23 protein-coding genes are annotated in these 20,779 nt (G+C 60.4%); 19 read left to right on the top strand and 4 right to left on the bottom strand.

The features are described from left to right. Positions 1-236: 236 nt before the first annotated feature. From cobJ to cobG, 4 genes are read right to left on the bottom strand one after another with little or no spacing between them, the layout of a single operon-like run. The gene (gene cobJ, locus BMY73_RS12530) at positions 237-1,949 is read right to left on the bottom strand and encodes a precorrin-3B C(17)-methyltransferase (protein WP_092407407.1); all 1,713 of its coding nucleotides are present in this window, start codon (positions 1,947-1,949) and stop codon (positions 237-239) included. Further along, positions 1,949-2,683, bottom strand: coding sequence for a precorrin-2 C(20)-methyltransferase (locus BMY73_RS12525; protein ID WP_371914973.1), 735 nt, complete (start codon positions 2,681-2,683; stop codon positions 1,949-1,951). Before BMY73_RS12525 ends, cobJ begins: the two co-directional genes overlap by 1 nt. Further along, the gene (locus tag BMY73_RS12520) at positions 2,680-3,306 is read right to left on the bottom strand and encodes a precorrin-8X methylmutase (RefSeq protein ID WP_092407405.1); all 627 of its coding nucleotides are present in this window, start codon (positions 3,304-3,306) and stop codon (positions 2,680-2,682) included. The genes BMY73_RS12525 and BMY73_RS12520 overlap by 4 nt, the downstream gene beginning before the upstream one ends. Continuing rightward, positions 3,299-4,651: a precorrin-3B synthase gene (gene cobG, locus BMY73_RS12515; protein WP_371914972.1), complete on the bottom strand. Its 1,353-nt coding sequence runs from the start codon at positions 4,649-4,651 to the stop codon at positions 3,299-3,301. The genes BMY73_RS12520 and cobG overlap by 8 nt, the downstream gene beginning before the upstream one ends. A gap of 338 nt (positions 4,652-4,989) precedes the next feature. On the opposite strand from cobG, the gene BMY73_RS12510 reads away from it, so the two are divergent. The 19 genes from BMY73_RS12510 to BMY73_RS12420 form a co-directional block, all read left to right on the top strand. After that, positions 4,990-6,276: a PAAR domain-containing protein gene (locus BMY73_RS12510; RefSeq protein ID WP_092407401.1), complete on the top strand. Its 1,287-nt coding sequence runs from the start codon at positions 4,990-4,992 to the stop codon at positions 6,274-6,276. After that, entirely contained in the window at positions 6,257-6,829 is a 573-nt protein-coding gene (locus tag BMY73_RS12505; RefSeq protein ID WP_062378877.1) for a hypothetical protein, read from the top strand. Before BMY73_RS12510 ends, BMY73_RS12505 begins: the two co-directional genes overlap by 20 nt. A 98-nt stretch (positions 6,830-6,927) precedes the next feature. Next, positions 6,928-7,296, top strand: coding sequence for a hypothetical protein (locus tag BMY73_RS12500; RefSeq protein ID WP_092407399.1), 369 nt, complete (start codon positions 6,928-6,930; stop codon positions 7,294-7,296). Further along, a complete protein-coding gene (locus tag BMY73_RS12495) occupies positions 7,277-7,852 on the top strand; it encodes a hypothetical protein (protein WP_139214215.1) in 576 nt (191 codons plus the stop codon). The genes BMY73_RS12500 and BMY73_RS12495 overlap by 20 nt, the downstream gene beginning before the upstream one ends. A gap of 40 nt (positions 7,853-7,892) precedes the next feature. Beyond that, on the top strand, positions 7,893-8,264 hold the full coding sequence (locus BMY73_RS12490) for a hypothetical protein (protein WP_062378886.1): 372 nt from the start codon (positions 7,893-7,895) through the stop codon (positions 8,262-8,264). Continuing rightward, entirely contained in the window at positions 8,249-9,451 is a 1,203-nt protein-coding gene (locus BMY73_RS12485) for a bifunctional cobalt-precorrin-7 (C(5))-methyltransferase/cobalt-precorrin-6B (C(15))-methyltransferase (RefSeq protein ID WP_062378888.1), read from the top strand. The genes BMY73_RS12490 and BMY73_RS12485 overlap by 16 nt, the downstream gene beginning before the upstream one ends. Beyond that, complete coding sequence (locus BMY73_RS12480; protein ID WP_092407397.1) at positions 9,451-10,548, top strand: cobalt-precorrin-5B (C(1))-methyltransferase; 1,098 nt, start codon at positions 9,451-9,453, stop codon at positions 10,546-10,548. Before BMY73_RS12485 ends, BMY73_RS12480 begins: the two co-directional genes overlap by 1 nt. Continuing rightward, entirely contained in the window at positions 10,545-11,282 is a 738-nt protein-coding gene (locus tag BMY73_RS12475; RefSeq protein WP_092407395.1) for a cobalt-precorrin-6A reductase, read from the top strand. Before BMY73_RS12480 ends, BMY73_RS12475 begins: the two co-directional genes overlap by 4 nt. A gap of 102 nt (positions 11,283-11,384) precedes the next feature. Beyond that, positions 11,385-11,723, top strand: coding sequence for a type II toxin-antitoxin system RelE/ParE family toxin (locus BMY73_RS12470; RefSeq protein ID WP_092407393.1), 339 nt, complete (start codon positions 11,385-11,387; stop codon positions 11,721-11,723). Then, positions 11,723-12,046: a helix-turn-helix domain-containing transcriptional regulator gene (locus BMY73_RS12465; protein WP_092407391.1), complete on the top strand. Its 324-nt coding sequence runs from the start codon at positions 11,723-11,725 to the stop codon at positions 12,044-12,046. Before BMY73_RS12470 ends, BMY73_RS12465 begins: the two co-directional genes overlap by 1 nt. 68 nt (positions 12,047-12,114) lie before the next feature. Further along, positions 12,115-12,540: a DUF2946 domain-containing protein gene (locus BMY73_RS12460; protein WP_092407558.1), complete on the top strand. Its 426-nt coding sequence runs from the start codon at positions 12,115-12,117 to the stop codon at positions 12,538-12,540. Positions 12,541-12,592: 52 nt separating this feature from the next. Further along, positions 12,593-13,084, top strand: a complete 492-nt coding sequence (locus tag BMY73_RS12455; RefSeq protein ID WP_092407389.1) for a copper chaperone PCu(A)C — start codon at positions 12,593-12,595, stop codon at positions 13,082-13,084. Positions 13,085-13,121: 37 nt separating this feature from the next. Then, positions 13,122-13,568, top strand: a complete 447-nt coding sequence (locus BMY73_RS12450) for a DUF2946 domain-containing protein (RefSeq protein WP_092407556.1) — start codon at positions 13,122-13,124, stop codon at positions 13,566-13,568. Between the two features lie 85 nt (positions 13,569-13,653). Beyond that, a complete protein-coding gene (locus BMY73_RS12445; RefSeq protein ID WP_092407387.1) occupies positions 13,654-15,027 on the top strand; it encodes a PepSY-associated TM helix domain-containing protein in 1,374 nt (457 codons plus the stop codon). 353 nt (positions 15,028-15,380) lie between these two features. Then, positions 15,381-16,646: an urea ABC transporter substrate-binding protein gene (urtA, locus tag BMY73_RS12440; RefSeq protein ID WP_062378900.1), complete on the top strand. Its 1,266-nt coding sequence runs from the start codon at positions 15,381-15,383 to the stop codon at positions 16,644-16,646. Positions 16,647-16,813: 167 nt separating this feature from the next. Then, positions 16,814-18,403, top strand: coding sequence for an urea ABC transporter permease subunit UrtB (urtB, locus tag BMY73_RS12435; RefSeq protein ID WP_092407385.1), 1,590 nt, complete (start codon positions 16,814-16,816; stop codon positions 18,401-18,403). Continuing rightward, positions 18,403-19,482, top strand: a complete 1,080-nt coding sequence (gene urtC, locus BMY73_RS12430) for an urea ABC transporter permease subunit UrtC (protein ID WP_092407383.1) — start codon at positions 18,403-18,405, stop codon at positions 19,480-19,482. The genes urtB and urtC overlap by 1 nt, the downstream gene beginning before the upstream one ends. Further along, positions 19,479-20,333 (top strand): urea ABC transporter ATP-binding protein UrtD, encoded by an 855-nt coding sequence (gene urtD / locus BMY73_RS12425; RefSeq protein ID WP_092407380.1) that lies wholly within the window; start codon positions 19,479-19,481, stop codon positions 20,331-20,333. The genes urtC and urtD overlap by 4 nt, the downstream gene beginning before the upstream one ends. Positions 20,334-20,540: 207 nt before the next feature. Next, a partial coding sequence (locus tag BMY73_RS12420; protein WP_139214213.1) for a DUF4372 domain-containing protein occupies positions 20,541-20,779 on the top strand: 239 nt, incomplete at its 3' end.

The following is a 20,779-nucleotide window of genomic DNA, read 5'->3' as shown; positions in this document are numbered from 1 at the left end:
AGGAGACAGATCCTACAAGGCGATTGAGCAAGGCATCTTCGCCAGCGACGCCTCTCCCCCATGGACAACGGACCTTGCTGGGAATCAATGAAGCGACTGGGAAAGAACCGACGCAGGGCGTCGCCCGTCCGCGTCTGATTCGGCGAGCAAACGGGCGCTATTCATCGAAGGCGTACTGACGATGCCTTGTCGACGCTCAGACAAGTCCCACACCTCTGGGCGGGAATTCACTCACATCACTTGCCCGGTTTCTCGCCATACCACCTGGGCGTGTAAACCCACTGATCACCGTTGGCGCGCGGAAACACACACGTCGTCGACGAACCGACGAGCACCATTGTGCGCATGTCCACCTGGTCGGGCGTCAGTTCACCCAAGGTGATGATGCGAAGGGTCTGACCCGGTCGGCCGATATCGCGGCCCAATGTGACCGGCGTTTGTGGACTGCGATGCTGACGCACTATTTCCAATGCCCGCCCGAGTTGCCAGGGACGGGATCGTGAAATCGGGTTGTAGAACGCCAACGCCAGGTCGGCCTGGCACGCCAGGTCCAGCCGCTTTTCGATGACGTCCCAAGGCTTGAGGTTGTCAGACAGGGACATGACGCAGAAGTCGTGCCCCAGCGGTGCGCCCGCCTGAGCCGCTGTCGCCAGCGAGGCTGAAACACCGGGCAGGATTTCCAGCTCTACTGCATGCCATTGAACATTGTCGGACTCGTGCAGCGCCTCCAGCACCGCCGAGGCCATGGCGAACACGCCGGGGTCACCCGACGATACCACCACCACCGAACGCCCTTGCGCAGCCAGCTCGAAGGCGTGACGCGCGCGCTGCATTTCCTCTCGGTTATCCGTGCAGTGCAGGACCTGATCGGAACGGAATGGGCCCGCCATGCGCACGTAGGTCTCGTAACCCAGAACGTCGTTAGCCCGCGCCAGTTCAGCTTTTACCGCAGGAATCATGAAGTCGGCAGCCCCCGGTCCAAGCCCGATGACCGCCACCCGTCCGCGGCCACGACCGATACGGTCGACGTCCAGCGGGTCAGCCGCCGCCGCGATAGCGATGCCTTGCAGGGGGCTAAGAGGTGGTAGCAGTTGCGGCAGCACTTGTCGCGCCATGTCAGCCGCCGATGCATGAGCCGTGAAGCGCAATGGCACACCCAACGTATCGGCAGCGGCGTGCAACGCAGCGTTCGTCATGTCGTTTTCGCTGGCCAGCAGGCACGCGAGCGCCTGAACGGCAATGCGCGATTCATGAAGTGCGCCACGCACCGCTTCAGCCAGATCAGGCACAGTAGCCTCGACCGCCACCAGCACATTGCGCGGGTAGATCAGCAATTCGTTGGCGCAGGGTTCGCGCTCGGCGTATCCGACATGGATCGCCAGTTGCGCGTGATCGTCTTCCGGCAATTGCGCCTGAGCCAGCCACGGCGCGGCGCCCTCGATGCGCACGGCTTCGCCAGACAACAGATCGGAAACGAAACGCTTGCCCAGTTCCAGATCGCCGAGCGCATAACCGGACGGGGGATTGAGCAGGCAAGTGCCGAAGCGCAGTTCACCGCTGGTGGTGATCGCCGCAGCCGTGTTCAAGCCCGCAGCAATTTCCCGGGCCATCACGTTGACACCGCCCAGTCCGCCCAGCAGCGGCACGACCGCACTGCCATCCTCGGCGACCGCCAGCACAGGCGGCTCGGCGCCTTTTTCGAGCAACAGCGGCGCCAGTGTCCGAATCACGATACCCGCCGCGCACAGCGCGATGATCGGCGTGTCCTGCTGATACAGCTGGCGCACGGTCGCGCCGAACTCGGAGTACGTACGATCAGCCCCTTCCACACGCTCAGCCAGACCATAAACGAGGGCGTCGGCATACAGCTCTTGAATACGCCGTGCCGTGTTCAGGGCGCCCTTGCCCAGAATGACGATGGCTGGCGTCCTGGTGTTCGATCTTCCCATCAGCCTTGCCACCTTTCGCCCGGAACGATGATCAGCGAGAAGTACGGCGACGACATTGGATCGACCTCGGCCAGTGGCACGATTTTCTGGTTACTCATGGTCGCGCGCTCCACGTAGAGCGCCCGTTCGGCAAGGCCCGTCTCGATCAACACTTGCCGGACTTTCGGCAGGTTACGGCCCAGCTTCATGATCACCGCCGCATCGGCATCCACCAGCTTGCGCTTGAGCTCGTCGGCCGAGAGCACACCCGACAACACCGACAGGCTTTGATTGCGGTACACCAGCGGCGCGCCCAGCACCGAGGCGCCTCCCAGCATGGAGCAGACACCCGGCACGACTTCGGCCTCGTAGCGCTCAGCGAGGCGATCGTGCAGGTACATGTAGGAGCCATAGAAAAAGGGGTCGCCCTCGCAAATCACGGCCACGTCACGGCCCGCGTCCAGATGCGCCGCGACATCGAGACTGGCGGTGTCGTAGAAGTCGCTGATGATCTGCTCGTAGGACATCGGTGCGGGCAGGGCCTCGGTGGTCACCGGGTAGACCAGCGGCATCAGCGTCTGAGCGGCTTGCAGGTGCGCTTCGATGATACCGAACGCATTGCCTTTCTTGCCCTTGGCGACGAAGTAGGCCACTACCGGTGATTCGCGCAGCAAGCGAAGCGCTTTGACAGTGATGAGCTCAGGATCGCCCGGGCCCACGCCCAGACCAATCAACCGACCGCGAACCGGCATCATTCGATCTCCGTGGCGAGCGCATTCACCGCCGCTGCGGCCATGGCGCTGCCACCGCGACGCCCCTGCATGATCACGTAAGGCACGCCACGGCTGTCAGCGGCAAGCATGTCCTTGGATTCGGCGGCCCCGACGAAGCCCACGGGGAAACCGAGTATCAGCGCGGGTTTCGGCGCACCGGCGTCGATCATTTCCAGCAGGTAGAACAGCGCGGTGGGCGCGTTGCCGATCACGACAACGGCGCCTTCGAGATGCGGGCGCCACAGTTCGAGCGCGGCGGCGGAGCGGGTATTACCCAGTTCGCGGGCAAGCGTTGGAACGCCGTCATGTTTGAGCGTGCAGATCACCTGATTGTTCGCCGGCAAACGCGCACGGGTCACGCCTTCGGCCACCATGTGTGCGTCGCACAGAATCGGCGCGCCCGCGGCCAGCGCCTGACGTCCCGCTGTGCCCGCGCCGGGAGAGAAGCGCAGCCCGTCGACCGCATCGACCATGCCGCATGCGTGAATCACACGCACCGCCAGCTTTTCCAGGTCGGCCGGGATCCTGTCGAGGTTGGCCTCGGCACGAATGATCGCGAAGGAGTGACGGTAAATCTCCTGGCCGTCGCGGATGTAATCAATCATCGGTGTTGCTCCGTGAGTCGGCGGTCAACAATGCGCCGACTGCTTCAATAGTGAGGTCACGCCCACGCAACGCGCCGAACCCCGGCTGATCCGCGTGACGAAAATACAGGTCGTAATGGCCGGCGGAAACCGCCAGCAAGGTGATCGGCGCGGTATGGGCCGCTGCGCAGGATCGGTCGCAGCCCGACACATGAACGCCCGGACTGACGCCCCGCTCTTGCAGGTACGCTGCCAGCAGCAACGCGTCTGCCTTGGTGTCGGCCAGCCCTTTGCCGCAGGCGGCAGCGCCGGTACAGGCAATCATTTGCGACAGCGCCTTGTCGGCCTCGCACAGCAACCCCGCCGCGCGTAATCCGTCGAGGGCAAGCGCGGCTCGTTCATTGCGGACGTTGCGCAGCATCAGGCTCTGCCATGGGGTCATGGTCAGCGTTCCGTCCCCGAGCTCGACAGCCAAGGTCGCCGCGTCGCGCAACGTGGACGGCGTCAGGCGCCCTAAGGGCACGACGCCGCCCACACACATCAGACCGGACTGCTTTTGGGGGGAGAAACCGATATGGGCATTCACCCGAGCCGGCGTTCGGCGCCATGAGGTGATGGCTCGATCTGTCCTTAATGGCGTCGTCAACCGTTCAGAGACCTGCCCCAGAAAAACAGGCACCGGCAGGTCCTCAAGCAGATGACGCATGCGGGTCTGCTCAGGACGAGCGTGCTCCAGAAACAGTTCAAGCACCGCGACCACAAGCTCCACGCCTGCGCTCAATGGCACGGCGGCCACAGGAAAGTCCTTCGCCGGACACCCCGACAAACCGAACCCGAGCAGGGTTTCACCCCCCAAGTTCAGCGCTGATAGCCAAAGGTCATGGGGGTGTTCGAGCATCGCAAGCCCTTCACCGGCATCCAGCGATAGCGCGAATTTGGGGGAAAGCTCATGAAAGCGCGGATGGTTTTCCAGCGTGAGCAGAATCTGCTCGGCGAGGGGTCGCGCGTCGAACAGCTGCTGCGGATCGACGCCCGCCGCCGGGCTGAGCATCAGGTTACGAACGTCGTCGCTGGCGGGATTCCTCGGCCCCAATCCAGCGTTCAGCAGCGTGCGAATCAGTCCGTCGTGGTCGGCTCCAATTCCGCGAATCTGCAGGTTGCCACGGTTGGTCGCCTCGATCACACCGCCCGCAAAACGCTCTGCCGCGTCGGCCACAGCAAGCGCCTGCGACGCCGAGATCACGCCACCGGGCAGCTTGATCCGGCAGATTCCGCCGTCCAGCGCCGGGACGATACGCAGCAACCCCGGACAGGCCGAGGGGCGCAAAGCCGTAGCGGGCGGGCGAGCGGACAGCGGCTCGGTCAAAGGTTCACCTGACGTGATCGGACTGGATGGAGCAGAGATGGGCGTCTGCAGGCGCCGTATTATGCCTGCTTTGACGGCGGCCATGAAAACCCGGTCTGTCGGATGGTCCCGTCTGCGTTGAATCCCCCTCTGGTCCAGAGCGCTCGCTCGCAAAAAATGTGAACATCAAACGTCGCCTCCAACGCTGTTCACCTGATGAGCGCTCGGCGAGCGCCCTCCCTTTTTGGCACCGTACAGCGTCAAGGGAAAGATCCTCCCACATTCCGGGACGCCTCCTACATACCCCATCCGGCCGTTCCGCTAGCGTTCGCTTCCCTACCCGCTAACCAAGGAATGGCATGATCCCCACCGCTCGACTTGGCGACATGCACCTGTGCCCGATTCCCGGTCACGGTGCATCGCCCATCCAATCGGCTTCATCCACCACGCAGATCAACTTCATAGGCGCCGCAAGGGTTGGCGATGTATGCGGCTGTGGTGCCGTCATCACCACCGGCTTCCCCTACATCGTCGTTGACCATCGGCCACTGGCTCACCTCGGCAGTCTGACCAGTCATGGCGGCACCCTTACATCGGGCAGTCCCGACACCCTTGGAGGCTTCAAGTTCGCAGGCACCTGCACTCGGGCCGTGGTTGATTTCGCCAAACTCGGCGCTGTTCGCCCGGACGGTTCGGTCGATGATCAACTGATGGCCGAATTGCTGGACGATCCACAACTGCCACAGCGCGCCCTGCTTTCGGGAGCATTGGTACAACCCGGCGACCCGACCGCTGAGGCAACCACTGAACCAACCCCCGAGGCACCGCTCACACCCGAACTGATCGCCGTTGCCGGCAGCCAGCACGACAGCGCTTCGGGCAACAAGATGATGTTCATCGGTCAGGCGGTGCGGGCACTCGCCGAGTTCAGGCATAGCCAACCCGACCTAACCCGCACGCTGGTGGTGTTCACCCCGGCCTATAACGACGCCATGCTCAACGCAGCACGTCATTCCGCCGAGGCTTATGGCACCACACTGATCGGCGTCACCAGCGCCCAGGGATTGATCGACTACCTGAACCAGGGCAAGGACCGCAAACAATCCCCGGTCGAACACCTCTCGGTATTCAGCCATGGCGTACCTCAGCGCATTGCCTTCGGCTATCAACTGCCTGAAGACCAGGAAATGTCCCTTGACGTACTGAACTACCGCCAGATTTCCGCAAACTCGTTCTCCTCCACGGCAGAAGTCCACAGCTACGCCTGCCGCACTGGAATGGGCAACCTGCCCGATCTTGCCATCGAGGAAGGCATTCAGTTTTTTCCGCAGACCAACGAAAGCCTGGCGCAACTGTTGGCTGACCATCTGCGGATCAAGGTAAAGGCGTTTATTCGGCGTTCGGATTACAAAAATACGTGGGGGTCATTTGAGGAGCGGCAGTTGGGGAAGTTATGTGGTATCAGCGGAAACAATGCGCCTGGGGAAGAATGGTGCTGGAAATGGAAAAAACTCGACAATGAACGACGGAAGTACAATGACGAACATAAGTTTACTTATCAACAGATAGGGGCGATTAACCCAGTACTTTCAGGCAACACGCCTGTCGGTGCCCCCGGAGGGCACTATGTATTTTCGCCAAAATAAATACTTCTGGCTTGCAATCTTTTTTTCCTGCCCACTACTGATAGTCGGCTACAGCGGAATCAAAACAATGACTAGCGTATATAATCAGGATTTTGGAAATGGCGTGATCGTCTATGCAGACGACTTTGTAAATACTGGCAAATGGGTATTTGACTGCACCAACTCTAGACTGATCAGCCGTCAGCCTCTGCAGCCTCCGATTGCCGAAATTGAGAACGCAGGAAAATTGACAATAGGCAATATGTACTCACTGAGCAAAACTGAACAGGCGGAAGCGATTGAAGCCATTAAAGCAATAACAAACATAGAGAGCTGGCACAAAAGCTTACGTTATCACTACTCCAGCCTAGATCAATACAGCGATCTAAATGTGCATACTTTTGATTTATTGGCTAGGCACAATGGTCAAGCATGGGCATTAAAAGTCTGGCAGTCAATCGTTGGCAATAAGTCCAGCTTCGAGATAACCGCCCAACCATACGATCCTGAACATTATATGGACCACGCCAAGATGCTCAAGGCCGCCGCCGCAAGCTGCCCTACACCACAGTGACTGTTGCTAAAAACTTCTGACACCTTTGGAGTGGTAGACCATGCCTAGATTCCGCAAGCTCACTCTCCTCCACAGCCGCCTGTGCATCGGCAGGGGGCATGGGCAACCTGCCCGATCTTGCCATCGAGGAAGGCATTCAGTTTTTTCCGCAGACCAACGAAAGCCTGGCGCAACTGTTGGCTGATCATCTGCGGATCAAGGTAAAGGCGTTTATTCGGCGTTCGGATTACAAGAATACGTGGGGGTCGTTTGAAGAAAGACGGATGGGGAACTTATGTGACATGAGTGGTGATGCAGCACCGTCGGAAGAATGGTGTCGTAGGTGGAATATATTAAAAGAAGAGCGCAAAGATAACGACAAGTCTCTATTTTTTACCTACCAGACAATAGGGGCTATCAACCCAGTAACTTCTGGCAACACACCGTTAGGGGTTCCAGGAGGCCAGTTTGAATTTCAGCCCAACTAAAACTCCTTGGTTGAGCACCACTCTCTTCTTCCTGTCACTAACGACAGTGACCTACTACGGATTCAATCAGATGACAAGCACATACAAGACAGATCAAGGCAATGGAATAGTGATATATGCCGACGACTATGTTGCATCCGGAAAATGGGTATTTTATTGCAACACATCAAGACTGATCAGCCGCGAGCCTCTGCCGGCACCGTTAGCGGAGCTTAAAGAAAACGAAAAACTGACTATCGGCACCATGTATGCGCTAAGCCACGCCGACGAAATGCAAGCGACTGAGGCGATCAAGGAGATAACTAAAATTGAGGGTTGGTACACAAAGCTGCGTTACCGGTACTCCGCTTTGGATGAATCCAGCAATCTTACGGTTCATGACTTCGATTTGTTTGCCCGTCACGATGGCCGACTTTGGGCGTTGACCGTTTCTCAGTGGCTTCATAGAAACCGATCCAGTTTCAAAATAACTGCCGAGCCATACGATCCTGAACATTATATGGACCACGCCAAGATGCTCAAGGTCGCCGCTGCAAGCTGCCCTACCCCGCAGTGACTGTTTCTAAAAACTCCTGACACCTTTGGAGTGGTAGACCATGCCCAGATTCCGCAAGCTCAGTCTCCTCCACAGCAAAAATCCACAGCTACGCCTGTGCACCGACATGGACAACCTGCCGGATCTTGCCATCGAGGAAGGCATTCAGTTTTTTCCGCAGACCAACGAAAGCCTTGCGCAGCTGCTGGCTGATCATCTGCGGATAAAGGCAAAGGCGTTTATTCGGCGTTCGGATTACAAGAATACGTCGGGGTCGTTTGAGGAGCGGCGAATGATGTGGGCAGTGGGGTCGATAGGCTGTCTGACGACGCAAGCCTGGCGCCGCTGTATCATGCCGAGCTTATCCACAGGCCGATCCAGTCGGCCTGTTGCAAGCATCAGGTTTGAGGGCAATACATGTCACCGTGGCTGACGGTCGTGGGAATCGGTGAAGACGGCTATAAGGGGTTGGGCAAAAATGCCCGGCATGCGCTTCTGCGCGCACGCCTGGTGTTTGGCAGTTCGCGTCAGCTCGATCTGCTGCCGCCGTGCATTCAGGCCGAGCGGCGTCAGTGGTCGAGCCCGTTCTCGTTGCAACCGGTTCTGGAGCAGCACGGAGAGCCAGTCTGCGTTATCGCCAGCGGCGACCCGATGCTGTTTGGCGTTGGCGTGAGCCTGTCCCGTCATGTGCCCATCGATCAGATGCGAGTGATTCCCGCGCCCTCCTCCTATTCGCTGGCTGCCGCGCGTCTGGGCTGGGCGTTGCAGGACGTCGTGACTTTGTCGGTGGTGGCCCGCCCGCTGGCCGCACTGAACGCGCAACTGCACAACGGGCTGCGGCTGTTGGTGCTGAGCAACGATGGCAGCAGCCCGGCCGCCATCGCGGCGCTTTTGCGGGAACGCGGATTCGGCCTCAGCCATATGACCGTTCTCGAACACTTGGGTGGCGCCTTGGAGCGGCGAATCGACGGCGTGGCCAACGAATGGTCGAACCCGGAAATCGCCGCCTTGAACCTGGTCGCTATCGAGTGCCGTGCAGAGCCGAACACCCTGCGCCTGTCACCGTTGGGCGGCCTGCCGGACGATGCGTTTCGCCATGACGGCCAACTGACCAAGCGCGATGTGCGTGCGATCACGCTGACACGCCTTGCTCCGGTTCCCGGCGAGTTGCTGTGGGACGTCGGCGCGGGGTGCGGTTCCATCGGTATCGAATGGATGCGCGCACACCCGACATGCCGGGCCGTGGCGATCGAGTCCAATGAAGATCGCCAACAACTGATCGAATTCAACCGGGACGCGCTCGGCGTGCCGGGTCTGCAACTGATACGCGGCCGCGCGCCGGACGCGCTTGAAGGACTGGAGCCGCCTGATGCGATCTTCATCGGCGGTGGTGTCACGCGCGCAGGGGTGCTGGACAGTTGCTGGCAACAGTTGCGCTCGGGGGGACGGCTCGTGGCCAATGCGGTCACCCTCCAAAGCGAGGCGATGCTGGTGAACTGGCGCGAGCAACACGGCGGGGACCTGACCCGTATTCATCTGGCGCACGCCAAACCGCTGGGCGAGTTCGACACCTGGCGTCAGGCGCTGCCCATCACGTTGCTTGAAGCGATCAAGCCCTGATGCGCGAGGAAACCGCCGAACAACCTGCGCCCCTGCGCAGTGGCCTGACTACGGGCAGTTGTGCCACGGCAACGTCGCTGGCGGCCGCGCGGCTGCTGTTGGCAGGCGAGGTCAACGACGCAATCGACATCACGCTGCCCAAAGGCAAGCAGGTACAAATGCGCCTGGAGTTCTGTCGCGCGACGGACACCGGCGCTGAAGCCGGCACGATCAAGGATGCCGGTGACGATCCCGACGTGACCCATGGTGCGCTGCTGTATTCACAGGTGCGTCTGATCGCTGCGCCCGGCATCCGTTTTGTCGCAGGTCCCGGTGTTGGTACGGTGACCCGACCGGGCCTGGTCCTTGGCGTTGGCGAACCCGCCATCAACCCGGTTCCGCGCAAGATGATGACCGAACATTTGACCGGCCTGGCCGATGAGTTTGGCTACAGCGGTGGTTTCGAAATAACCGTCTGTGTGGAAAACGGGGGCGAACTGGCGCTCAAAACCATGAACCCGCGCCTGGGTATCCTGGGTGGTTTGTCGATCCTTGGCACCAGCGGCATTGTCCGACCGTTTTCCTGCGCGGCCTACATCGCGTCGATTCATCAAGGCATCGACGTCGCCAGAACCAACGGCTATCAGCACATCGCGGCCTGCACTGGCAATGCCAGTGAAGACACCATGCGCCGCGTTTACCACTTGCCCGACATCGCGCTGATCGAGATGGGCGACTTCGTGGGCGCCGTGCTCAAGCACTTGCGCAAAGTGCCTGTGGATAAACTCAGCCTGTGCGGTGGTTTCGGCAAGATCAGCAAACTGGCTGCCGGTCATATGGACCTGCACAGCCGCCACTCCAGCATCAACCTGGATCAGCTAGCGCAATGGGCAGCGGCGATTGGCGCCGATGCCGAGCTGCAACAGAACATCCGGTCCGCCAATACCAGTCAGCAAGCGCTGGCGATGGCCTCGGCCGTCGGCGTGGCGCTGGGCGATGCGGTCTGCCAGCACGCGCTGGACTTCGCTCGAAGCGTGGTGCCCGCGCAGGTCCAGGTGGAAGTGTTCGCGATCGACCGTCAAGGCGGGATCGTTGGCCATGCGGGGGATTTCCATTGAAACAGCACCAAAGACCTCGCGTCCTGCTGCTGGGGGGCGTGACTGAGGCACTGGCGATTGCCCGAACCTTGGGGCCGCAGCATGTCTACAGCCTCGCAGGCGTCGGCCGCGTGCCCAGCGACCTGCAATGCCGGGTGCGTGTTGGCGGTTACGGTGGCGCTGAGGGCCTCGCGCAGTTCGTGCGTGAAGAAGGCATCTCCCTGATTCTCGACGCGACTCACCCGTATGCCGCGCAGATCAGCCACAACGCTGCCGTCGCAGCACGACTCGCCCATGTGCCCTGCTGGGCCCTGCGTCGCCCGTCATGGCGGCCAGGTCAGGGCGATGACTGGCGTGAAGTCAGCAACTGGCCAGACCTGATCGCCGCCCTCGCCCCTTTCAAGCGTCCACTGTTCACCCTCGGCCGCGAGCCCTTGCAGCATCTCCATGAAATCCCCGAGCACCAGTTCTGGACGCTCCGCGCGCTGGACGTGTATCCCGGCAACCAACGCTGTGAAGTGATCGGCGCGCGCGGGCCCTTTCATCTTGAAGATGAACGCGAGCTGTTCGAGCGCCGCAACATCGACGTGCTGGTCAGCAAAAACAGCGGCAGCCGCGCCACCGAGCCCAAGCTTGAAGTGGCCAGGGAACGAGGGTTGCCAGTGTTGGTGTTGAAGCGGCCGGTGTTGGCGGCGGTGGACAGGGAGTTTGGGCGGATTGAGGAGTTGCTGGCTGCATTGGATTATTTTCACTGAAGCATATCTATGTACCGCACTGAACAACTTGATCGGCGAGAAAATTGGCGACCCAACAAGCTGATGGCCAAACTAGTAACTTAAGCGTTACTATCATCCCCAATGATCATTGTTCAAGAATATATATCCAACGATCAGAAAAGCCCCTTTCATGACTGGTTCAGCAAATTGCCTGCGCCGGCAGCGATAAAAGTGCATACCGCGCTGGCCAGGCTGGAGTCGGGTAATACGTCTAACATCAAGTGGCTCGATGGTTTGGGCGAGTATCGAATCAACTGGGGGCCCGGTTACCGGATCTACCTGCTCCAGGAAGGCCAGCGGCTGATCATCCTGTTTGGCGGAGGAACGAAGTCAGGGCAAACCGCAGACATCAAGCGCGCCAGAACGTTGATAGCCGATTACAAAGCAGCCAAAAAACAAACGAATGGACGAGGCGCCTGATGGCTCTGACCCGCAGCTACAAACTCACGATCAACGAGCGGGTTCAGCAGGATCCCGCGTTTGCGCAAGGCCTGCTGGATGAGGCCGCCACCCTTTTCCTGAACGGCGATCCCGAGGTCGCCCGGATCATCCTTCGTGATCTGGTGAATGCGACCCTTGGGTTTGAAGCGCTGGCAAAGGAGACTGAAAAGCCAAGCAAAAGCCTTCACCGCATGCTGTCCGCCCATGGCAATCCGAGCATGGACAATCTGGCGGCTATCTTTGCAGCCATGCGTTCCTGGCTGAAAGTCGACATTCAGGTGCAGGCAATCCCCGCTCAGTGAGGCACCCGCGACATAACGTCGCGGCTGTGCTTTTTACATCTCACGGCCATTCAGGCTAAATGGCCGACATGAAAGAACAACAAGATCGACTCATCAGCCTCAAACGGCGCCGGGCCTTTGCCTGGGTGGCGTGTTTTGCGCTGCTGTTCGGCATGCTGGCGATGCCGATGACGCCGACCATGCCGCGCACGCAAGGCGAGCAGGTGGTGTGGGGCAGTTTCTGCACCGGCAACGGTACCCAGCTCGTCGCCACGCCACTGGGGCTGGTCGGCAAAGTCAGTCAGCGCGCGCCTGACGGCGGTCAGCATTCGTCGATGCAGCACTGCCCGTGCTGTTCCGGGTCGTTGTCGCTGGTGGCCCTTCCGAGCGATCAGATGTTCGGGGTGTTCGCGATCTTCGAGCCGATGCGTTTCCCGTCGGCGATCCTGGTTTTTCACGCGCCACCGCGCCAGCAATGGCCGAGCCTCAATCCTCGCGCCTCCCCTCGCGTCTGATCGTTCGTTCACGCAGCACGTCGCGTTTCTGAATGATTGGAGGCTCGTTGCCATGTTGAAAACCGTCACACGAAAAAGCGTCCTGTTACTCGCGGCGTTGCTGTTGCCTGCCTGCTACGTTGACGCTCATGAGTATACAAAGGGCCATCTCGCAATCGCCCATCCGTGGTCGATGGAGCTGCCGCCGAATGCGCCCACCGTGGCGGCGTACTTCGTGATCAGCAATGCGGGCCCGGACGCCGATCGTCTCACCGGTGTCGACAGCCCTGTCGCTGGCGCCGCTCAATTGCACGAGCATGTGAACAAAGATGGTCTGATGAAGATGCAGCAGGTGCAGACAGTGGACATTCCGGCCGGTGGCGAGGTGAAATTCGCGCCCATGGCTTACCACGTCATGCTGCTGGATCTTAAAGACCGCTCGAAGCTGAGAGACGGCCAGTCCTTCCCGCTGACCCTTCATTTCGAGAAAACCGGCGACGTGACGGTTGACGTCCAGGTGCAGAAACAGGCACCCGACGATGCGCCTCCGGTTCACGCCCACTGACAGCCCTGACCGCCATAGCTGATTTCCATTGAGCCGCCTGTCCGCGATACGCGACCGCTCCACGCCTGCACCCGGTAAGACATCGGGTGCATGGCTGAGCCTGTTCGCCATGCTGATGATCTTCATCGGACCGCTGATCTCGCAGTCGATGCCGATGGAGCATCACGCGGGCATGTCGATGGTCGCCTCGATGCCGGCCAACATGGACATGTCGGCGCCAATGAACATGGCAGCGGATGACCATAGCGGGCATCACGCGGACACCGGTGACGTGGCGGGCGTCGACCATGTGATCTGGGCCAAGTGCGGCTATTGCACCTTGCTGTTCAGTTGCCCGGCACTGACCCGGACCCTCGCGGTCGTGGCCCCTGTTCCACCAAGACCTGCTGACTTCTACAACGCAGCCCCGCAACAGGGTCACGCTCAACGCAGTGTGTTCCCCAACGCCCGCAGTCGTGCTCCTCCCTTCTCGTCAGTCGCCTGATCCCAAAAAAGATTTCGTACCCGCGGGCCGCGTTCGAGCGGCCCGCGAGCTGCGCCGTGTTCATCCCTGACGGGAGCGTTGCACCATGTCCAAACCCAACGTTTCGTTCTACAACCTGGCGTGGCGATGGCATTTCTATGCCGGCCTGTTCGTTGCGCCTTTCATGATCATGCTGTCACTGACCGGCATGGTTTACCTGTTCAAACCTCAGCTCGATTCGCTGATGTACCACGACCTGCTGACGGTCAAACCTGCGCATCACAGGTTGTCCGCTGACGAACAGCAACAGCGCGTGCTCGAGGCCTATCCGCAGGCACTGATCAGCAAGTACCTGCCTCCCGCCCATGCTGAGAGCAGTGCGCAGTTCGTCATCAAGCAGGACGGCCGGGAGGTGAACCTGTTCATCGACCCGTACAACGGCAAGGTGCTGGGCACACAGGACGCCATGAACAATTTGCAGGCGATGGCCCGGGCGATACATGGCGAGCTGCTGATCGGCACAGTGGGTGATCGCCTGATTGAAATGGCGGCGGGCTGGGGGATTGTCCTCGTTGTGTCAGGCGTTTACCTGTGGTGGCCTCGGGGGCGTTCGTCGGCCGGCGTGCTCTGGCCCCGCATCAGCGCACGTGGTCGGGTACTGTGGCGCGACTTGCATGCCGTGACCGGATTCTGGGGTTCAGTCGCCCTGTTGTTCATGCTGCTGAGCGGCATGACCTGGACCGGCCTGTGGGGCAAGGTGTACGCCGATGTCTGGAACACCTTCCCGGCTGCAATGTGGAACGACGTGCCCACATCCGAAAAACAAGCGGGCGACCTGAACAATGCCCGTGTGCAGACGGTGCCGTGGGCGGTGGAAAATACACCGATGCCGGTGTCCGGTGGCGACCATGCCGAGCACATGCACCACACCGGCATGTCCAGCGCGCCGGCCTCTCCGACGATTACGCTGCAGCGGGTCGTCGACATTGCCAATGAGCGCAAGGTCGAGCCCGGATACAGCATCACCCCGCCGAAAACCGCCGATGGCGTGTTCACGGTTTCGGTGTTTGCGGATGACCCGCGCAACGACGCCACCCTGCATGTCGATCAATACACCGGCAAGGTGCTGGCGGACGTGCGGTACACCGACTACAGCGCGGTGTCCAAAGCCACCGAGCTGGGCGTGATGCTGCATGAAGGCAGGATGTTTGGCTGGGTGAATCAGTTGCTGATCCTGTTGGTCTGCCTGATGGTCTTGCTCAGTTCGGTCAGCGGAATCGTCATCTGGTGGAAGCGCCGTCCACAAAACCGTTTCGGCGTTCCGCCCCTGCGCCATGACCTGCCGCGCTGGAAAATCGCGACGGCGGTGATGATCGTGCTGGGCATTGCCTTTCCGCTCGTCGGGATTTCCATGCTGGCAGTATGGTTGCTCGATCGGATAGCACGTTCGCGCTTTGCCAAATCTGCGGCAACAGCTTAGATTGCGTCCTGCGGGGCCTGGAACCTCTTGGGTGGTTTAGTGATGAATTCCTCCTCATTTCCGGTTTCAGGCCCCGCCCTTCGTTTCTCACATGAGCCGCCGCCATTCTGCGCGGACTCACTGTAAAAACCTGTCGGATCCGACAACTTCCCCGCACCACATCGGCGCACCCTGCGCACCACTCCGTCAACTCAGCCCCACATTGGCGCACCTTCCCCTGAGCGCGCGACGTTTTCATTCCATTTTGCGACGTTTCACGCCTTGGCCCAGCGTTTGCTAAAGCCTAAGCAGCCTCACCCTCTGCACCGCCAATAGCAGTCATGACTAAAAAAATCGAAAAATGGAGCTAGCCAATGAAGCGTCGTAGTTTGCTTAAAGCGTTCACCTTGTCCGCATCGATCGCCGCGATGGGAATGACCTGGACGGTCCAGGCCGCTGAAACCATCAAGGTCGGCATTCTGCATTCTTTGTCTGGCACCATGGCCATCTCTGAGACGTCGCTCAAAGACATGGCGCTGATGACCATCGACGAAATCAACGCCAAAGGCGGTGTCAACGGCAAGAAGCTGGAGGCCGTGGTGGTTGACCCGGCATCCAACTGGCCGCTGTTCGCGGAAAAGGCGCGTCAGTTGATCACGCAGGACAAGGTTGCCGTCGTCTTCGGCTGCTGGACCTCGGTGTCGCGCAAGTCAGTGCTGCCGGTGTTCGAGGAGCTGAACGGCCTGCTGTTCTACCCGGTGCAGTACGAAGGTGAAGAGATGTCGCCGAACGTGTTCTACACCGGCGCCGCGCCTAACCAGCAGGCCATTCCTGCGGTTGAGTACCTGATGAGCGAAGACGGCGGCGCCGCCAAACGCTTCTTCCTGCTGGGCACCGACTACGTCTACCCGCGCACCACCAACAAGATTCTGCGCTCCTTCCTGCACTCCAAAGGCGTGAAGGACAGCGACATCGAAGAGGTCTACACCCCGTTCGGTCACAGCGATTACCAGACCATCGTGGCCAACATCAAGAAGTTCTCGGCAGGTGGCAAGACCGCTGTGATCTCTACCGTCAACGGCGACTCCAACGTTCCGTTCTACAAGGAACTGGGTAACCAGGGCCTGAAGGCCACCGACGTTCCCGTCGTGGCGTTCTCGGTCGGCGAAGAAGAATTGCGCGGCGTCGACACCAAACCGCTGGTGGGCAACCTGGCCGCCTGGAACTACTTCGAGTCGGTGAAGAACCCGGTCAACACCAAATTCGTCGCTGACTGGAAAGCCTACGCCAAGGCTCACAACCTGCCGAATGCGGACAAGGCGGTGACCAACGACCCGATGGAAGCCACCTACGTGGGCATCCACATGTGGGCTCAAGCGGTCGAGAAAGCCAAGTCGACCGACGTGGATAAAGTCCGCGAAGCCATGGCCGGCCAGACGTTCGCTGCGCCGTCGGGCTTCACCCTGGAAATGGACAAGACCAACCACCACCTGCACAAGCCGGTCATGATCGGCGAGATCAGGGCCGACGGTCAGTTCAACGTCGTGTGGAAGACCAAAGAGCCGATCCGCGCGCAACCCTGGAGCCCGTACATTCCGGGTAACGACAAAAAGCCTGACTATGCGGTGAAGAGTAACTGACACCCGTCCCTGATGGTGCCCAAGGTCCCCGTGGGCACCATGCTTGGACGCTCTGCGTCGTTTAACGGATGACGCAGAGCGTCAGGGATGCATTCCCACGCAGAGCGTGGGAACGATCAGCATCTGCGCATGACGTTACGTCATGCGGGTGCTTCCAGGACACCGATATGCCCAGATCTTTCTACCGTCTCATTCTCGCCCTGAGCCTGTTGCTGCCCTTGGCCGCGCACGCCAGCGATGCCAGCGACTTTGTCGCGGCCGAATCCTCCGAACGCGCTGAACTGCTGGAAGCCTGGGCTGCCAGGCCCGACCCGGCGCGCGTAGATTTACTGATTGCCTTGCAGGAAGGCCGCGTGGCCGCCGACAGCAGCAACCGTGCCTTCATCCAGAATGGCGACACCTTCACTGCCGTCGACCCGAACGCTCCTGCGCTGGCCGATGCCCCCACCCCTGACGAGCCTCAAGCGATCAGCCTGAACAACCGCCTTCGCGGGCTGGTGGAGACCGCGCTGGCGAGTCATCAGTTGCTCGCCGCCGACGCCAGGTTGCGTCTGGCCGCAGCATTGACGCTGCAAAAAAGCGCGCGTCCTGCGCAATTGCAATGGCTTATGCAACAGGTCGCCAGCGAAAAAGACGATGCCGTGCACGCGGCGTTGAGCCTGGCACTGGCCAACCTGCAACTGGTTGACACCAGCCCGACGGTGCGTCTGGCCGCCGTTCGCCTGCTGGGCGAAACCGGCGACCCGCTGGCCCGTACCCGCCTGGAAAACCTGCTCGAACCTAATGTCGAAACCGACCCGAGCGTGCGTCTGGCCGCTGAAACCAGTCTGGCTCAGGTCAAACGCAAACTCATGATCGGGGAAGTGATCGGTCAGGTCTTCAGCGGCATTTCGCTCGGTTCGATCCTGTTGCTCGCGGCACTCGGACTGGCGATCACCTTCGGTCTGCTGGGCGTGATCAACATGGCCCATGGCGAGATGCTGATGCTCGGCGCCTACGCCACCTACGTTGTGCAGATCATGTTTCAGCGTTACGCACCGGGCGCGATCGAGGTTTATCCACTGGTGGCATTGCCCGTCGCATTCTTCGTCACGGCCTGTATCGGCATGGCGCTGGAACGCACCGTGATTCGCCACCTCTATGGCCGTCCTCTGGAAACCCTGCTGGCCACGTGGGGCATCAGCCTGATGCTGATCCAGCTGATTCGCGTGGTGTTCGGCGCGCAGAACGTCGAAGTCGCCAACCCGGAATGGCTGTCGGGCGGCATTCAAGTGCTGCCCAATCTGGTCCTGCCATATAACCGGATCATCATCATTGGCTTCGCGCTGTTCGTCGTGGTGCTCACCTGGCTGCTGCTGAACAAGACTCGTCTGGGCCTGAACGTGCGGGCCGTGACCCAGAACCGCAACATGGCGGCGTGCTGTGGCGTGCCGACTGGTCGTATCGACATGATGGCCTTCGGGCTGGGTTCGGGCATCGCCGGGCTCGGCGGCGTGGCGTTGAGTCAGATCGGTAACGTCGGACCCGACCTGGGCCAGAGCTACATCATCGACTCCTTCCTGGTGGTGGTGCTCGGCGGCGTCGGCCAACTGGCAGGCAGCGTAATGGCCGCCTTCGGCCTGGGCATCGCCAACAAGATTCTCGAACCGCAAATCGGCGCAGTACTGGGCAAGATCCTGATCCTGGCGCTGATCATTCTGTTTATCCAGAAACGTCCGCAAGGTCTGTTCGCGCTCAAAGGACGGGTGATCGACTGATGAATCAGCCACTGATGGTTACCGCCGCGCAACGCGCTGGCACCAAAGTCACGATCTCCGTCGGCGTGGTCATCCTCGCCGTGTTGATCGCCCTGCCGCTGATGTCCTTGCTGCCCGAGGGCAACAACCTGCAGGTTTCAGCCTACACCCTGACGCTGGTCGGCAAGATTCTGTGTTACGCCATCGTCGCGCTCGCGCTGGATCTGGTCTGGGGATACGCGGGCCTGCTGTCGCTGGGCCACGGCCTGTTCTTCGCGCTGGGCGGCTATGCCATGGGCATGTACCTGATGCGTGAGGCGTCGGGCGACAGCCTGCCGGCCTTCATGACGTTCCTGTCGTGGACCGAGCTACCTTGGTACTGGGTGGGCACCGAACATTTCCTCTGGGCCATGTGCCTGGTGGTGCTGGCGCCGGGGCTGTTGGCATTGGTGTTCGGTTTCTTCGCCTTCCGCTCGCGGATCAAAGGCGTGTACTTCTCGATCATGACCCAAGCGCTCACCTTCGCCGGAATGCTGTTGTTTTTCCGCAACGAAACCGGTTTTGGTGGCAACAACGGTTTCACCAACTTCCGCAGCATCCTGGGGTTCAGCATCACCTCGCAAGGCACCCGCGCCGTCCTGTTTTTGCTCACCGTGCTGTTGCTGGTGGGCAGCCTGTATGTCGGCTGGAAACTGGCGCGCAGTAAATTCGGCCGGGTGTTGACCGCCGTGCGGGATGCCGAAAACCGTCTGATGTTCTGCGGCTACGATCCCCGTGGTTTCAAGCTGTTCGTCTGGGTGCTGAGCGCCGTACTGTGTGGCCTGGCAGGCGCACTGTACGTGCCACAGGTCGGGATCATCAACCCAAGCGAAATGTCGCCGACCAACTCCATCGAAGCCGCTGTCTGGGTTGCGCTGGGCGGTCGCGGAACGTTGATCGGCCCGTTGCTCGGTGCTGGTCTGGTCAATGGCATGAAGAGCTGGTTCACCGTGGCCTTCCCCGAATACTGGCTGTTCTTCCTCGGCGCGCTGTTCATCGTGGTGACGCTGTACCTGCCCAAAGGCGTGATTGGCCTGATCAAGAAAAGGGGCGAACAATGAAAAGCACGCCGACTCCCGCCTTCGACCCGATGCTGGACCCTAACAGCGATGCCGGCACCAGCCGTGACGCCATCGGCCTGGGGCAAGTGGCTGGCGAGGGCCTGAACACGCTGCACGGCACCATCCTGACCCTGGAAGACATCAGCGTCAGCTTCGATGGCTTCAAAGCACTCAACGATCTGAACCTGTACATCGGCGTCGGCGAACTGCGCTGCATCATCGGCCCCAACGGCGCGGGCAAGACCACGCTGATGGACGTGATCACCGGCAAGACCCGCCCCAGCCACGGCAAAGCCTGGTTCGGTGAAACCCTGGACCTGACGAAAATGAGCGAGGTCCAGATCGCTCAGGCCGGCATTGGCCGCAAGTTTCAGAAACCCACGGTGTTCGAAGCCTTGAGCGTGTTCGAGAATCTGGAGCTGGCGCAGAAGACTGACAAGTCGGTCTGGGCGAGCCTGCGGGCGACGCTCAACGGCGAGCAGCGCGACCGTATCGATGAGGTGCTGGAAACCATCCGCCTGACCTCGTCGATGTCGCGTCCGGCCGGTTTGCTGTCCCACGGCCAGAAGCAGTTTCTGGAGATCGGCATGTTGCTGGTTCAAGACCCGCAACTGCTGCTGCTCGATGAACCCGTCGCGGGCATGACCGACGCCGAAACCGAATTCACCGCCGAGCTGTTCAAGAGCCTCGCGGGCAAGCACTCGCTGATGGTGGTCGAGCATGACATGGGCTTCGTCGGCACCATCGCCGACCACGTCACGGTGCTGCATCAGGGCAGCGTGCTGGCCGAGGGATCGCTTGAGGACGTGCAGGCGGATGAGCGGGTGATCGAGGTGTATCTGGGGCGGTGAACCGCCCAGTTATTTGATCGTTGCCACGCTCTGCGTGGGAATGCATCCCGTGACGCTCTGCGTCACATCGCGGACGCAGAGCGTCCATCGCGGCATTCCCACGCGGAGCGTCACTAGTGTCCGGTAAAAACCGAAGGGGGAGCTTGCTCCCCCTTGCTGTTGGCCGCCTTCAGTCATAATCGGATTTTTCAGACTCGATTTTGACTCATGTTTTCCAGCACTTTTTTAACTCAGTTGCTCAGTGCCATCCCACGCTCTTCATTCGAGCGATCCGTCGAAGCACATCAAGCTGATCGCTACGTCAAACGCTGCACTTCCTGGCAATTGTTGGTGACGTTGGTCAGCGGCCATTTAACCCAAGCCTTGAGCCTGCGGTCCCTGGCGACTTTCTCCGAGACTCTGGCCCCGCATCGCTACCATCTCCGGGCCGGTCCCATCGCTCGCTC

The sequence above is a fragment of the Pseudomonas sp. NFACC02 genome (assembly GCF_900110765.1).
Classification (GTDB): Bacteria; Pseudomonadota; Gammaproteobacteria; order Pseudomonadales; family Pseudomonadaceae; genus Aquipseudomonas.
Note: the sequence above shows the minus strand (reverse complement) of the source record. Positions and strands in the feature narration are given on the sequence as shown.